This window comes from Myroides sp. C15-4 (assembly GCF_050522745.1).
Lineage (GTDB): Bacteria > Bacteroidota > Bacteroidia > Flavobacteriales > Flavobacteriaceae > Flavobacterium.
Window position 1 is genome coordinate 16,696 of record NZ_JBMVQX010000023.1, and the last position, 15,028, is coordinate 31,723.

At 37.5% G+C, this 15,028-nt stretch carries 7 protein-coding genes and 2 tRNA genes; 5 read left to right on the plus strand and 4 right to left on the minus strand.

All coding sequences use genetic code 11. The features are described 5' to 3' along the window. Positions 1–188: 188 nt before the first annotated feature. Positions 189–2,825 (minus strand): AsmA-like C-terminal region-containing protein, encoded by a 2,637-nt coding sequence (locus ACPDHL_RS10875; protein WP_430532786.1) that lies wholly within the window; start codon positions 2,823–2,825, stop codon positions 189–191. Positions 2,826–2,916: 91 nt separating this feature from the next. Further along, the gene (gene sppA, locus ACPDHL_RS10880; RefSeq protein ID WP_430532787.1) at positions 2,917–4,674 is read right to left on the minus strand and encodes a signal peptide peptidase SppA; all 1,758 of its coding nucleotides are present in this window, start codon (positions 4,672–4,674) and stop codon (positions 2,917–2,919) included. Positions 4,675–4,798: 124 nt separating this feature from the next. On the opposite strand from sppA, the gene folK reads away from it, so the two are divergent. Then, a complete protein-coding gene (gene folK / locus ACPDHL_RS10885) occupies positions 4,799–5,935 on the plus strand; it encodes a 2-amino-4-hydroxy-6-hydroxymethyldihydropteridine diphosphokinase (protein WP_430532788.1) in 1,137 nt (378 codons plus the stop codon). Positions 5,936–5,997: 62 nt separating this feature from the next. Here the strand turns inward: folK and ACPDHL_RS10890 are convergent, their stop codons facing one another. Then, a complete protein-coding gene (locus ACPDHL_RS10890; RefSeq protein ID WP_430532789.1) occupies positions 5,998–6,540 on the minus strand; it encodes an RNA methyltransferase in 543 nt (180 codons plus the stop codon). A gap of 200 nt (positions 6,541–6,740) precedes the next feature. On the opposite strand from ACPDHL_RS10890, the gene ACPDHL_RS10895 reads away from it, so the two are divergent. The 4 genes from ACPDHL_RS10895 (at position 6,741) to ACPDHL_RS10910 (ending at position 10,317) form a co-directional block, all read left to right on the plus strand. Further along, positions 6,741–7,253, plus strand: a complete 513-nt coding sequence (locus ACPDHL_RS10895; RefSeq protein ID WP_430532790.1) for an FUSC family protein — start codon at positions 6,741–6,743, stop codon at positions 7,251–7,253. Between the two features lie 78 nt (positions 7,254–7,331). Continuing rightward, positions 7,332–9,935: a DNA mismatch repair protein MutS gene (gene mutS, locus ACPDHL_RS10900; RefSeq protein ID WP_430532791.1), complete on the plus strand. Its 2,604-nt coding sequence runs from the start codon at positions 7,332–7,334 to the stop codon at positions 9,933–9,935. 208 nt (positions 9,936–10,143) lie between these two features. Beyond that, positions 10,144–10,216 (plus strand) — tRNA-Gly (locus tag ACPDHL_RS10905). A 15-nt stretch (positions 10,217–10,231) separates the two neighbouring features. Then, positions 10,232–10,317 (plus strand) — tRNA-Leu (locus ACPDHL_RS10910). Between the two features lie 55 nt (positions 10,318–10,372). Here ACPDHL_RS10910 and ACPDHL_RS10915 read toward each other — a convergent pair. Continuing rightward, positions 10,373–14,830 carry an MBG domain-containing protein gene (locus ACPDHL_RS10915; protein ID WP_430532792.1) on the minus strand — a complete coding sequence of 1,486 codons (4,458 nt, stop codon included), beginning with the start codon at positions 14,828–14,830 and terminating at the stop codon, positions 10,373–10,375. Positions 14,831–15,028 lie beyond the last annotated feature (198 nt).

Consider the following 15,028-nt stretch of genomic DNA (forward strand, 5'->3'; position numbering starts at 1 on the left):
GGTTTACCCTAAGAAGATGAGAACTGGTCGAAATTGAAGTTGGGCGAATACCTCTTGCGCCTAATCTAAGAAAACGTATGAAGAATAGGTCTAATATTCGTTTTAATAGCCTGAATTTTTAATCCAAGAGAAAAGTCCTATTTTATATCATACAAAAGAGGGTGACCTTTTGGACACCCTCTTTTGTATTATTCACTTTTCTTTTTTCCAAAAAGATCTTTCAATCCTTTTCCTATTTTCTCTACAGCTTCTTCCGTTTCATTTTTCTTCTGTTCACCTTCACCAGGCTGTTCTCCTTCTGCTTTATCTTTTTTTCCGCCACTCAACAAATCTTTTAAAGCATCCTTTCCTTTATCGATATACTTGTTTGCCTGATCTTCTGCAATTTGTTTGGTTAGGTTTGTTATCACCTCATTCATATTAGTTCCTACTTTTGGTGCACTAAAATCACCTGTTAGTCCAACTTTCACTGGAATCGCATCGTATTTTGCACTTTCTTGAGGACTTAATTTCGCCAAGAGATTTGCTACATCAGACCCCAACATTTTAGCAGGAACGTTGAAATCTAGATCATAATTCATCTGTTGATCAAAACCGTGCTCTCCTGAAACTTGTACATTCATATCTTTCAATTTCAAATCAAAAGGAGAGACTTGTACTTTTCCATCCTTAAACTTCAAATGGATGCGTTTATTATTCAAATCTAATTTACTTAAATCAACAAATTTTACGGCTGAATCTAAAGAAGAAAGCAGTTTTGAATTAGCAACATTTACTTGAGAGTTTAGGATATCTCCTGTTAAATCTCCTGAAAGCGTATTCATAATTGGCGAAAAGTCACTGCCTTCTAGCTGTCCGTTCAATTTTATATTCGCATTGATATTTCCAGCAATAATCCCCGCGATAGGAGCGATTTTCTTCAAGAACTCAAATTGAGTAAATGTATCCTTGATATCCAAGGTTTTCAGTCCTAAATCCATATTGAACTTGGGTTGTGTTTCCTTTGTTGATACATCTCCTGCAAACAACAATTTTCCGCCAAAAATATCTGTCGTCATATTTTCTAAACGAGCGGTTTCATCTTTGACAATTAAACGACCTTTTACGTTTTTCAAAGTAAGGTTGTCATAGACTACCGTTTTAGCATCTGCATTGATGGTACAATCTAAAAACGCAGGTATTTTCAAAGCTTCTCCTTGTGGAGCAGGTTTAGCTTTTTCTTCTTTCGGTTTTTCAGCTGCTTGGGCAGTATCCCCTTTCAAGAGATCCGCTAGAATAAAGTTCGTAGAACGCACGTTAAAGTTCCCTTTTAGCGTTTGTTTATTGAACAAGAAGCCATATAAATTATCCAAACGCCCATCAGCTGCTATATCCGTTTGTCCTGTTGCCAAAGCAAATTTATTCAAGCTCACATGGTTGGTATTAAAAGAAATAGCGGCTTCTTTAATATCCAATGGCTTAGCCATTGCAACTGAAGCAAAATGGAAATTCGTTAAGCTAATATCTCCTGCATTTTTGATGTTTTGGTATTGACTTTTCTCAACCGAATTCATATCAAAATTCGTCGTAACATTGGCTTTTAAGATTCCCGTTAAGGGAACATCGAGTTTCACAGGATAAGCTTTGGTCACATTAGCCAAATTAATCACCCCATTTAATTTCGCATCGACTAGCGGATTTTCAGCTAGGTTCTTGATATTAGCACTAGCATTGAATACATCTTGATCAATTTTAAACGACAATTTATTCAGGTCAACATACGTATCTTTCATCAACCCTGTCGTATTATTGATTTTCATATCCAATACGATTTGCTCCACAGCTTTAGGTAAGTCAGGATATTTAAATGATGCCTTATTTGCGGCCATTTCAATAGCCAAAGTAGGAATTGTCGTTTCGGTCAAGTTCCCTTTCACCTGACCTGCTACTTTGAACTCTCCTGTAGTTGTCACTCCTTTTAATCCACCTGCATACGCCTCAGGAATCAACCCTAAAAAGTTTTTAAAATCGGAATCAGGTGTTGCGAATGACAGGTCAAAAGCCTGTCCTGCTTCTAGCAATTGCACCTGACCGTTAAATTGTAAAGGCAATTGATTAATTAGCGCTTTATTTTCTTTGAAGGTGTAAATTTGCTGATCCATATCCATACCAATCATCGCATCTAAAGACAGCTGTACTTGATTCAAAAACGACGTTCCATCCATGATAAAAGATACCTTTGCCTTTGATTTCGTATCGAGATCCAAAACATTAGCCGTTAGATTTCCTCTTCCCTCGTGGTTAAATTCATCGATAACAACTTGCATTTTAGAGCTTAAATCGGTGTAAACAAGCTTAGTATTTTCAATTTGATAATGCCTTAAAGCTAAAGAAAAGGGGGTATCTTCTTTATCCTTATCCTCTTCTTTTTCGTCATCCTCTTTCAATGCAATATCATAATTGGCGAGGCCTTCCTCATTAACCATTACATTGATCTTTGCTTCTTTCAATAAAATTTCTTCGATATTCATGGGCTTATCTGCTCCATTAAACAATTCCATGACGGACATTTTTAAGCCAATGGTTTGCGCATGTACCAATGTATCCCCTTCAAAAGGTGCTGTATTGACAATGGTCAGCCCGTCAATTGTTACTGTTGCTTTGGGAAAGTTTTTCAATAAGCTCAAATTCACCTGATCAAACGACACCGTAGCTGTTAAGTTATCGTTGATTGTTTTGAGAACTAAATCTTGAATTTTCCCTTTGAATAAAAATGGAGCTGCAAGGAGTACTAGAAATAGTCCACCAACAATTCCACCAACCCATAACCAAATTTTCTTTTTCATAATCAATTTATTTTTTATACAAAATAACAAAAAAAAGAGTCAACTCAAATCATATGAGTTGACTCTTTCGCTATCTTGTAAAATTCTTATCTTATTGAATTTTAATTTCGAAAGGCATAATAGCTTGCGCTCCTTTAAGTGAACTAAAATAATTTAAACGTTCCATCATCTCAAAATTTTCTTGTCCAATTTTCTCTTTCAGCAATTCATCTTGGGTTTGCATGATTGAAGCACCTAGATAATTGCGTAATAAGTCATTGATTTTCAATTCATATTCTGGATAGTTTACCACTTTATATTCCTCGATTTCAACTTTTTTCGCTGCATAGGCAATGGCATCGTTTAATCCGCCTAATTCATCAACTAATCCCTTTTCTAAAGCATCTACACCCGTCCAAACACGTCCTTGTGCAATCTCATCTACTTTTTCAAACGTCATACCACGACCTGTAGCTACGCGATTGACAAATGTCTCATAGATAAACTCAATACTCTCCGTGATCTCCGATTTGAATGACTCATCTACTTTACGGAATGGACTATAAGAAGCTGCGTTTTGATGCGTTTTTACTTGCTCTGCGTTTACCCCGTATTTAGTTGCTAGGGTACTGAAGTTTGGCAACATACCAAACACCCCGATAGAACCTGTAATCGTTGCTGGATCGGCAAAAATATGATCCGCTCCACAAGAGATATAGTATCCTCCCGAAGCAGCCAAATCACCCATAGATACAATTACGGGTTTAACTTTTTTCGTCAATTCAATTTCTCTCCAAATTAACTCTGATGTTAAAGCACTTCCCCCAGGGCTATTTACGCGCAATACAATTGCTTTTATTTTATCGTTTTTACGCGCTTTTTTCAACGCTCTGTTGATTGATCCCTCACCAATATAGTTTACATTTCCTTCTCCACTTAAGATTTGTCCTTGGGCATAAATCACCGCAATTTGGTCTGTACTCGCCTTTCTCATTGGACTATCTGCTTTGATGTATTCTAAAACATCAATTTTATTGTAGTCTTTATCTTGTGCAAGATCCAACGCTTTTTTAATGCCCGCATGATACTCATCCTCATAGGCAACTTTGTCGATCAACTTCACAGCTAACGCGCGCTCTGGTGTTCTAGCGGCTAAGTTCGTTGCAATGTCATTTAGACTATCAACCTCAATATTTCTACTTTTTGAAATATCAGCAACCAACGTAGACCAAATTGAATTTAAGAATACAGTAATTTGCTCTCTATTGGCTTCACTCATTTGTTTTTCTAAATAAGGCTCTACGGCACTTTTGTATTTACCATGGCGAATAACCTCCATGTGCACGCCTGTTTGATCCTGTAGTCCTTTTAAATATAAAATTTCTGTTGATAATCCACGGAAATCCACGGCTCCTACTGGATTGACATAAACCGTATCTGCTACTGAACTCAAATAGTATTCGCCTTGTGATAAAGCGTTAGCATAGGATACAACAAATTTTCCACTTGATTTAAAATCTTGTAATTTCTCTCTGATTTCTCTGCGCTGAACAAACCCCAAAGAAGATACATTGTTCAAGATAGAAATTCCCTTGATGCGATCATCCCCTTTCGCTTGTTCGATTGCCATCAATACATCCGAAACTCCATCCTTACTTTCATCGTTAAAATTAAAGTCTTTATAGCTAAACTTTCCTCCATAGTCATACTGAACCGTTGATAAGTCCAACTCAAGTACAGAATTATTCTTTACGATGACTTTTTCACTACTTCCAGCTACTGTGATAATAGCCATAAAACCAATAAACAACAAGCCAAAGAAGATACATAATCCCAGTAATGTTGCTAATAAATTTCTTAAAAACTTCATAGTATTATATTTTTACTCAATTAGTAGAAGCTACTAAACAAATGTTACACCAAAGTGTATTTTTTCATTTAATATCTCTACAAAGTTAGCATTAATTAAAATTTCTTTTACTTACTTTTGTGACATGAATACGCAAAACATGCTAGTTTTATCTCTTGGCACCAATCAAGGGGACAAAAAAGCAAACCTTATAAAAGCTATAGACTTCATTCACAATGAAGTAGGAACTGTTATTACTGTTTCTCCTATTTATGAATTTCCTGCCTGGGGTTTTGAAAGTGAGCCTTTTTTTAATTGTGCTTTGGTTATTCACAGCCTTTTGGATGCACAACAGGTACTAGAGAAAACCTTAGCGATTGAAAAAAAACTAGGTCGAATCCGCAAACAACAAGTGGGATACGCTGCTCGAATAATTGATATTGATCTCCTTGTTTTCAACGATGAAGTGATTGATACTCCAAGCTTAACGATTCCACATCCTTTGATGCAAGAACGCCTTTTTGTACTGCAACCACTAAGTGATTTGCACTTGGATTGGATTCATCCGATCTTCAAAAAGACCTGCAAGCAACTACTGGAAGAATGCACCGATATAACAACCTTTAAACAGGTGGACCTCTTGGTGTCTAACTTGCACAACCACCCGTTGAAAAAATTAAATTTTGTGGCTATCGAAGGCAATATTGGAGCTGGAAAAACAACACTTACCCATCGCATTGCAGAAGATTTTAATGCAAAGAGTATTTTTGAGGGTTTTGCGGATAATCCTTTTTTGCCGAAATTCTATCAAGATGCTAGTCGATATGCTTTTCCGTTGGAAATGTCTTTCTTGGCTGATCGTTATTCTCAACTATCAGATGATTTAGCCCAATTCGATTTATTCAAGGAATTTATTATTGCCGATTACTACATTTTCAAATCGTTGATTTTCGCACAAATCACCTTGGAAGAAGATGAGTTTCGCCTGTACCAACAAGTCTTTGATATTATGTATAAAGAAACGCCTAAACCTGATTTATACGTTTTTTTATACCAAAACACCGATCGTTTGTTGGAAAACATCCAAAAAAGAGGTCGTTCCTATGAAAGTGATATTTCTGGTCAATACCTAGATAAAGTAACCCAAGGTTACTTTAATTTTATGAAGACTATCCCTTCTGAAAAAGTCTTATTGATTGATATCTCAGATTTAGACTTTGTGGCTAATCAAGGAGATTACATCCATATACTAGATCGAATAGCTGAAAAGCTTACGTCATAAAAAAGCTCCAATACCTAGATATTGGAGCTTTTTTGCTATTGCTATTTTCTTATTATCCTTTATTACTGCTGTTCCTTTTGCTGCATTTGTTGAAACAATTCCCAAATAACGATTCCCGCACTAACAGAAATATTCAGCGAATGCTTGGTACCTAGTTGGGGAATTTCAATCACACCATCACTTAGATCCACCACACCTTGTGAAACGCCTTTGACTTCATTTCCGAAAACTAAGGCATATTTGGTTTGATCTACTACTTGAAAATCGGTAAGCATAACGCTATTCTCCACCTGTTCGATGGCTTGAACGCAGATCCCCTCCTCTTTTAATTGCTTGACTACCTCCACTACATCTTTGGCATACTCCCAAGTAACGGTTTCTGTTGCACCTAGTGCTGTTTTGTGTATTTCTTTATTTGGCGGTGTAGCGGTTATGCCACATAAAAACACTTTTTCAATCAAAAAAGCATCGCAGGTTCTAAATACTGATCCAATATTATGTAAACTTCGAACGTCGTCTAATACAATGATAATAGGCGTTTTATCGGATGACTTAAACTCGTCAATACTCTTTCTTTCTAATTCGCTATTGGCTAATTTTCGCATAGGTAGTTACTATATTTCTGCAAAAATATTGATTAAACCAATACTAGTCCATTATTTGAGGGATGAAAATCAAAAACAGCACAAAAACTATTTTTTTATCTAAATTACAATCAATAAAACATTATTTTTAACTAATCTTTGATAGAGAATACTTGCCTACCCTAGGGGAGTTCAATAATTTTGTAGGCTAAAAATTGAATATGATCCGCGAATTAATCAAAAGACTAATAACCTCTGCCGTACTAATTTACACTGTTAGATGCCTGATTGGATTCTGCATAGGCTACTATCTTTTCATCCACTTCAAGGATCATGAAACGCTTTGGACCATTATTTCGATCATCCTAGTAATCTCCCCTGAAGGGCAAAATTCAAAGAAACTGTCTATTGAGCGATTCAAATCAAATTTAGTAGGATCTATAGTAGGACTTATTTGTTTGGAGATTCACACCCCCAACCTATATGTGATTCTCTTTGGGATCATTTTGACAATTTTGATTTGTTACTTTTTTAAGATTCTAAATATGGCCCGTGTAGCCCTAGTTTCTCTGGTCATTATTTTGGTACAACCCAGTACGGGGCTAACAGAAATGACTCCTTTATTTCGCTTTGTAGCAGTGACCATCGGCTGTTTAATAGGCTTATTAATTGTTATTTTCACTTCTATCCCCTTGCGTCAACTCAAGCGTTACTATCAGATTCCGTTGTCGTAAAAAAACTTTTGCTTTTAGCTATCTCGCCAATCTTACTGTATATTTGTAACTTCGTGTTATTCCCAAAAAAGAAAAGATATGGCTGCTAAAGAAAAAGCGACAAAAGAAACTCCATTAATGAAACAATATAACGAGATAAAAGCCAAGTATCCCGATGCTTGTTTGTTATTTCGCGTAGGAGATTTTTATGAGACTTTTGGAGAAGATGCCGTTCGAGCTGCTCAAATTTTAGGTATTACTTTAACCAAGCGTGGAGCAGGCACCTCTAGTGAAACAGCATTAGCAGGATTTCCGCATCATGCGGTCAATGTGTATTTACCCAAATTGGTCAAAGCAGGACTTCGCGTAGCGATCTGTGACCAATTGGAAGATCCTAAGATGACAAAAACGATTGTAAAACGAGGAGTGACAGAATTGGTTACCCCTGGCGTAGCGTTAAATGACGAAGTATTACAATCCAAATCCAACAACTTCTTAGCTGCTATTCACTTTACTAAAAAAACACTGGGTATTGCTTTTTTAGATGTATCTACGGGGGAGTTTTTCACCGCACAAGGAGATGAAGAATACATTGACAAGCTGTTGCAAAACTTCAACCCGAGTGAAATACTAGTACAAAAAAACAACAAACTCACCTTTCAGCAATATTTTGGCTCGGCCTACAACCTATTCTTTTTAGATGATTGGGTTTTCAAAGAAGACTTCGCATTTGAGTCCTTAACCAAACAGTTTCAAACCAACTCCCTCAAGGGCTTTGGCATTGAAGAATTAACAGAGGGGATCATCGCCTGTGGGGCCGTATTGCATTACCTTTCTGAAACACAGCACACGCGTATTAAACACATTTCAAACATACAACGCATTGCAGAAGATGCTTATGTTTGGATGGATCGTTTTACCATTCGCAATTTAGAACTATATCAAAGCAGTAATTTCAATGCGATTACGCTACTTGACGTAATTGACAAAACACTTTCTCCCATGGGGGGGCGACTACTCAAACGCTGGTTGGCTCTGCCATTAAAAAGGAAGAAAAACATTATTGAACGTCATGAAATTGTAGAGCTACTAACGCAAAAACAAGAAACGCTCGCTCATTTTCAAGGGCAAATAAAAAAAATATCCGATTTAGAACGCTTGACTTCTAAAATTGCAACAGGCAAAATAGCTCCTCGTGAACTTTTGTATTTAAAAGATTCCTTGGATGCTATTATCCCCATTAAAGAGCAAGCCCTAAAAAGCAAAAACGAATCGTTAAAAACGATTGGTGATCAATTACACGATTGTGGATTGTTGCGCGAGCGTATTGTACACACCATTCATTCCGAGGCTCCTGTGGCAATAAGCAAAGGCAATGCAATTGCCTTTGGAGTAAATGAAGAATTGGATGAATTGCGCAATATTTCATCTACAGGAAAAGGATACCTCGATGAAATGGAGCAAAGAGAAAGCCAAAATACGGGAATTCCCTCGCTTAAAATTGCATTTAACAATGTCTTTGGATACTACATTGAAGTGCGCAATACACACAAAGATAAAGTGCCTGAAAATTGGATTCGCAAGCAGACCTTGGTCAATGCGGAACGCTATATTACGGAAGAATTAAAAGCCTATGAAAACAAAATATTAGGCGCAGAGGAAAAGATTAGCCAGATCGAAAGTAGACTTTATGACGAATTTGTTCATTGGTGCGCCCAATATATTCAGCCAGTACAATTAAATGCACAACTCATTGCCCAATTAGACTGCTTGTCTTCTTTTGCTCAACTGGCCTTAGAAAACAACTATGTCCGTCCTGTTTTAGATGACAGCTATGATTTAGAAATAAAAGAAGGTCGTCACCCTGTGATTGAAAAGCAATTGCCTTTTGACAAGCCCTATATTACCAATGATGTATTTCTCAACAATACAAATCAACAAATCATTATGATTACAGGGCCAAATATGTCTGGAAAATCGGCCATACTACGACAGACGGCCTTGATTGTGTTACTAGCACAAATGGGATGTTTTGTCCCTGCCGCCGCTGTTCGAATGGGCGTTGTCGATAAAATATTTACGCGTGTAGGTGCTTCTGACAATATTTCAATGGGGGAATCCACCTTCATGGTAGAAATGAATGAAACGGCTTCTATTTTGAATAATATTTCAGATCGCAGTTTGGTTTTACTCGATGAAATTGGACGTGGAACAAGTACGTATGACGGAATTTCTATCGCTTGGGCGATTGCCGAATTTTTACATCAACACCCATCTAAGCCTAAAACACTTTTTGCCACACACTATCATGAACTGAATGATATGCAGGAATATTTTGACGGAATCAAAAACTACAATGTATCCGTTAAAGAGCTGAAAGACAATGTACTTTTTATTCGAAAATTAATTCCAGGTGGAAGTGCGCATAGTTTTGGAATACACGTGGCTAAAATGGCAGGAATGCCGCAACTTGTTATTAATCGCGCTCAAAAGATGTTGAAGCAATTGGAAAAAACACATCATAATACGGAGGATAAAACGGGATTACAACCTGTAGAACAAGACTTGCAATTGAGTATTTTTACGATTGATGATCCGTTATTAAGCAGTATTAAAGATGAATTAACAGCACTTGACATTAATACTTTAACACCGGTGGAAGCTTTGATGAAGCTACATGAATTGAAAAAAATGATGCCCTAATCATCGATTAAAGCTCAAAAATAAGATAAAATGCCTGTTCCAATAGGAACAGGTATTTTTTTTATAAAAAAAATCACACATTACTAACTGACTACCAAATGCTTGAAAAAAAAGATCAAAAATAATAGGTTGGCGTAGTTGTACAAGTAAAAAATTATCTTAGATTTGCACTCGCATTACAGAAATAATGCACGATCATACAACGCTTGCGAAAATAGCTCAGTTGGTAGAGCGCAACCTTGCCAAGGTTGAGGTCGCGGGTTCGAGCCCCGTTTTTCGCTCGAGAGTATTTATCAGCTCGAGTGGTGGAAGTGGTAGACACGCTGGACTTAAAATCCAGTGAACAGTAATGTTCGTGCGGGTTCAAGTCCCGCCTCGAGTACAAAAAAAAGGCTATCTCTTTGAGATAGCCTTTTTTCTTTTATTCCCATGTTATTTTATTCTTTCACAATAAACTGAATGCTTTTTTGCATTTCATTTCCTTTGAGGACGATGAAATAGGATCCTGCCGCCACTGTTGCAGGAATTTCAATTCCTTTCTCCCTTGATCCTTCAACAAATTCACCCGTTTGAATGACTTGCCCTTTTAGATCGTATACTATATAACTAACCGCTTGTTGTTGATTGTCATCTAAGCGAACAAACAATTGTTGACTTTTTTGTACTGGGTTTGGATATACACTCCAATTTGCTTCTGCTTTATTGTCGATGTAAATCGGGCAACTTACAATCTTATCTCCTGTATGCAAGGTTAATACTACGTGATACGTTGCGCCTGCCTCCAATACATCAGTTGAGCTTCCACCTGCAGAATACGCTTGTTTCTTCCCTACAGACACTCCGTTTTTAAACCATTCATAAGCCGTAAACACATATCCTCCATTGCTATTTTTATCATTATTTACCAAAAGTAGATTATTGTATTTCTGATAGACAAGCTGTTCTGTACCTATACGTTTCACAAGGTGAACCGTATAGGTTTCATGATCAGTTCCACGAGAAGAAGTTACGGTAATCTCTTGACTATACGAACCGTATTCTTTTACAGGTACTACGATGTATTTTGATGGGATAACACTCATTCCTTCGTCAACTTCAACCTCAATAATCACTTGATTTTGTTGCGTATCACATCCAATTTCAACAAAGACATCTTGTGCTGGTTTCCCGTAAGAAATACCATCTACAATTAAGTTTTCAATACCGACTGCTCGGCTTGTTACTTCAATAGTTCTATCAACTGCTATGGCAGCATTATAATTTGCATTCCCCTCTTGGTAAGCCGTTACAGTTACAAATCCTGGTTTCAAGAAACGCATTAGTCCACGTTCATCAACAGTAGCAACATCAAGTTCTGTTCCATTGTCAATACGATAAGAAACAGGTAATCCAGCAGTACTCTCAGCATCTAATTGAAGTGTTGGAGTATCCTCTAGCACTACTGTTGATACATTAGCAAAAACAATTGCTTGATCTGCTTTTGTAATTGTTAACCTTCCCTCTAAAGTCAAAGGCTGAAATTCTGTACCATAATCAACTGTTGCAGTGACTTGATACACCCCAACATTCATTTGATTGTTGTTAGTATACGTGACAACGGCTTCTGGGTTTGTCAATCCAACTACAGCTAAAGATTTTGGCTCGCCGTCATAAACATAGCTTTGAGAAGGTAAGGTTATGCCCGTAATTTGTCCTTGTTTAATTTCGAAATTCGCACCTACAAATGAGGCTATATAATAGTTTGGACGTGTCACTAAACTCCCCTGATGAATGGCATATATTCCGAGGTCTTCTCCTGCTTCACGTTCAAGGCTCCCCATCATTGCATTGACTTGAAAATCTCCTGGGCGCAATCCGTTTAAGCTGTACGTCAATACAGGATCTGTTTGTCCATACAATTTGCTTTGATTTTCATTCACTACAACACCTAAAGGGGCAGCTACAATCTTAAATCTTTCTTGATTAGCCATCGCAAAACTATAGTTTTGATGTGTTGTGGTCAAAGTCCCTGGCATATAGAGATACTCTCCAACATTTTCACCTACTGCCCTACCTAAGCGTCCACTTACTACAGATTCACGAGTATCATTATATTTAAACCCTGTTACTGTAAATTCAAACACAGGATCATCTTGTCCATATACTTTTTGTACGCCCCCTACCGCATATAGATGTAAAACTGCTGGAGTAATCGCAAATTGATCTCCTTCGTATATCATGCTATAACGGGGGTCTATAACGCTTACAGTTCCTTTATTAATAGCATAACGTCCCACATTTTCACCAGCAACTCTAGTCAATGTTCCCGTTATAATATCGGTTGCTACCTCCTGATCCTCCAGCCCAATCACTTGATACGTCAAGGTTGGATCTGTTTCTCCATATTCTTTTTGTATTGCATTGGCTTTGACGATTAACTCTTTGGCCTGAATAGTAAAGTCCGCGCTTTCGAAAGTAATCTCATAGTTTGGCTCTGCGATTAACGTTCCTTTTGTTATAGCATAAACCCCTAGCTCTTCACCTGCAACTCTACTTAACAAACCTGTCACAACGCTTCTCGTATCTGTATATTGAAGCCCTGTAACATCGTAAGTAAACACAGGATCTTCTTGACCGAATTGCTTGCTAAATCCACTATCCGCAGCTACCGTCAACATTGCTTTTGTGATGGTTAGCGTAAATGTTACATCTTCTGCAGGTAAAAAGGATTGATTCCCCCCTTGACTAGCAGTTACTGTGGTTGACCCCACTTGTTTAATAGTGAGTTTTCCATTTTGAAATTTTGCAATCGTTTCATCTGTTACTACATAAGTCAATGCTAAACCGCTATCTGATGTTCCATGAATGAAGGGTTCATCTCCATAAACTTTGGTTATATCCTCTGCCGTGATCACTTGCTCAGCTAATGGTGAAGTAGAAAAAGCTACAGGACCATACCAATCTCCACAAGGTAATGCATGCACATATACCTCATAGTCTGTATCTAACTCTAAATCAACAAATTCATAGGTTGACCCAACATTATTTATGGTCGTTCCTTCCCCTAGTTCAAATCCTGCAGGACCATATTCTAGCACAAATGTTGTTGCTTCAGACTCAATGTTTAGTCGTAGTTCCCCTCCTTCCACTTCTATTTCAGCCTCAAGAATTTCCTCACAAGAATCAGTATTTGAGATATCAAAATCATCTAATATAATAAAAAACTGCTCAAATATATCCTCAACATTCCCTATGATTTTTATTTTCACATAGAGCCCAACGTAATCTTCAAGATCAAAAGAAAAGTTTTGCCACCCCTCTTCTTCATTACCATTAATTGTTTCGATTATCGAGTAAGAAGCCCCAAAATCTGTTGATAAGTGAACCTCAACATTACCTAATTCTTCATAGGCTGGATCTTCAAAGCTATCCAACAATAAATAGTCGAAAGAAAGCCTATCTCCAGGGCGAATTGGTCCAACATTAATCGTAGCCACTTCTGATTTCAAATAACCGCCTAAGAAAGAAAAGTCATACAACGCGGTTATGATACTCCTTCCACGGTCTGCATCATATTCATCAAAATTCCACAGCGAATTATTTAAAGGTTTCCATGCTAATGGATAGCTATCATCAGTTTCAAAATCCTCATGCCAAGGCGATGGCGTAGTAAGAATTTCGTCAAAATTCAATGGACCTGCCCAAGCACTTTGATCCTCTTCTTCCTCTGAACAAATTCGACGTACATAAAACTGATAGACTGTATCGTTACTCAAGTTTTCAAACGTGTAGGAAGTCGTTGCAATAGACGAAACAATAGTTCCCTCATCGCTACCTTGTACAAAACCTAGGGGCCCGTACTCTATTTCAAACGCATTTCCACCACTCATCCAAGTAAATGTAAATCCATTGGCTGTAATATTCGTTTTATTTAATCCTCCTGGTTTCAAACATCCTGGAGGGCATGAACCAAGTTCTATTGTTTCAGAAACGACTTCTTCACAGGCTGTTACTGTTCCCGATTGGTCTTCTATACCGCCTACGGTAATAGTGTATTGCACTTCATTGTCACAAAATTCATAAAACGTATCATCAATCTCAATCTCCAAAGCATAGGGGTGATTTGTTCCATAATAATCTTCCTGGATTGTAAAATCTTCTCCTTCTTCATAAGGGCCACCGCGCAGCACAACAATTCCATCGGCATCTACTAACTTCCACGTTGTAACATCGCCATATTCAGGGAAGGTCAGGGTAATACCAATTTCACATCCTTCTCCACCTTCGGGAGGAGCTATACCGTCACCAATATCGAGAGTAAAGTCAAGGGCTTGACCATATGAGTCATCAACTTCCTCCCAATCAGGATCATACAAGCTAATAAAACACGGATCTGCAACTAGCAAGGCACCATATTCTGGCCACGTCCACGTTTTCGTAATTCTAATGCGTGTTTGTCCAAGCAAAGCTGTAGTTGGAATTGAAATACTGAGTGAAACATGTTGACCATCCACTCCATCAGATTCAATAAGTTCCCCAAGGTTATATACCTCCCCCTCATCATCTAATACGCCATTTTGATTCCAATCAATAAAGGCGACCAACTCATTTACCTCATCAAACGTATTCCCTTCTACTTCAAGGGTGTAGGATTGACCAGGAGCTACATAAGCAACATCGGCAATGCGATTAACTAATAGATCCTCATCATTGAGATTGACAATGGTTAAACCTGCAAATTGGACTTTGGTTATTTCTTCTACAGCTAAGCCATCCACATCACAATAAGGCGCGGGAAACTGGGCAAAAGAGACTTGTCCCAAAAGACAAGTAATAAACAAGAGAAACAAGCGAAGTCCTCCGGTTTTTCTTTGCTTTTTTTTGCACAAAGCAACAAGGTTAGTAGTGATATTCATATTTTCTTATTTAGTTCAAACGCTTATAAAATCCAATTTAAAAAAACACTTTGATTACAATTTTAACTCATACAATGAAAAATTAAATTATAAAAAAACAAAAGACATACCAATTTAGTATTTTAAACTCACCTCACCACCAATAAACTGTTAATTTTTTTAACTTATTTTCACTATAAATTACAGCTGTAAGAAAGC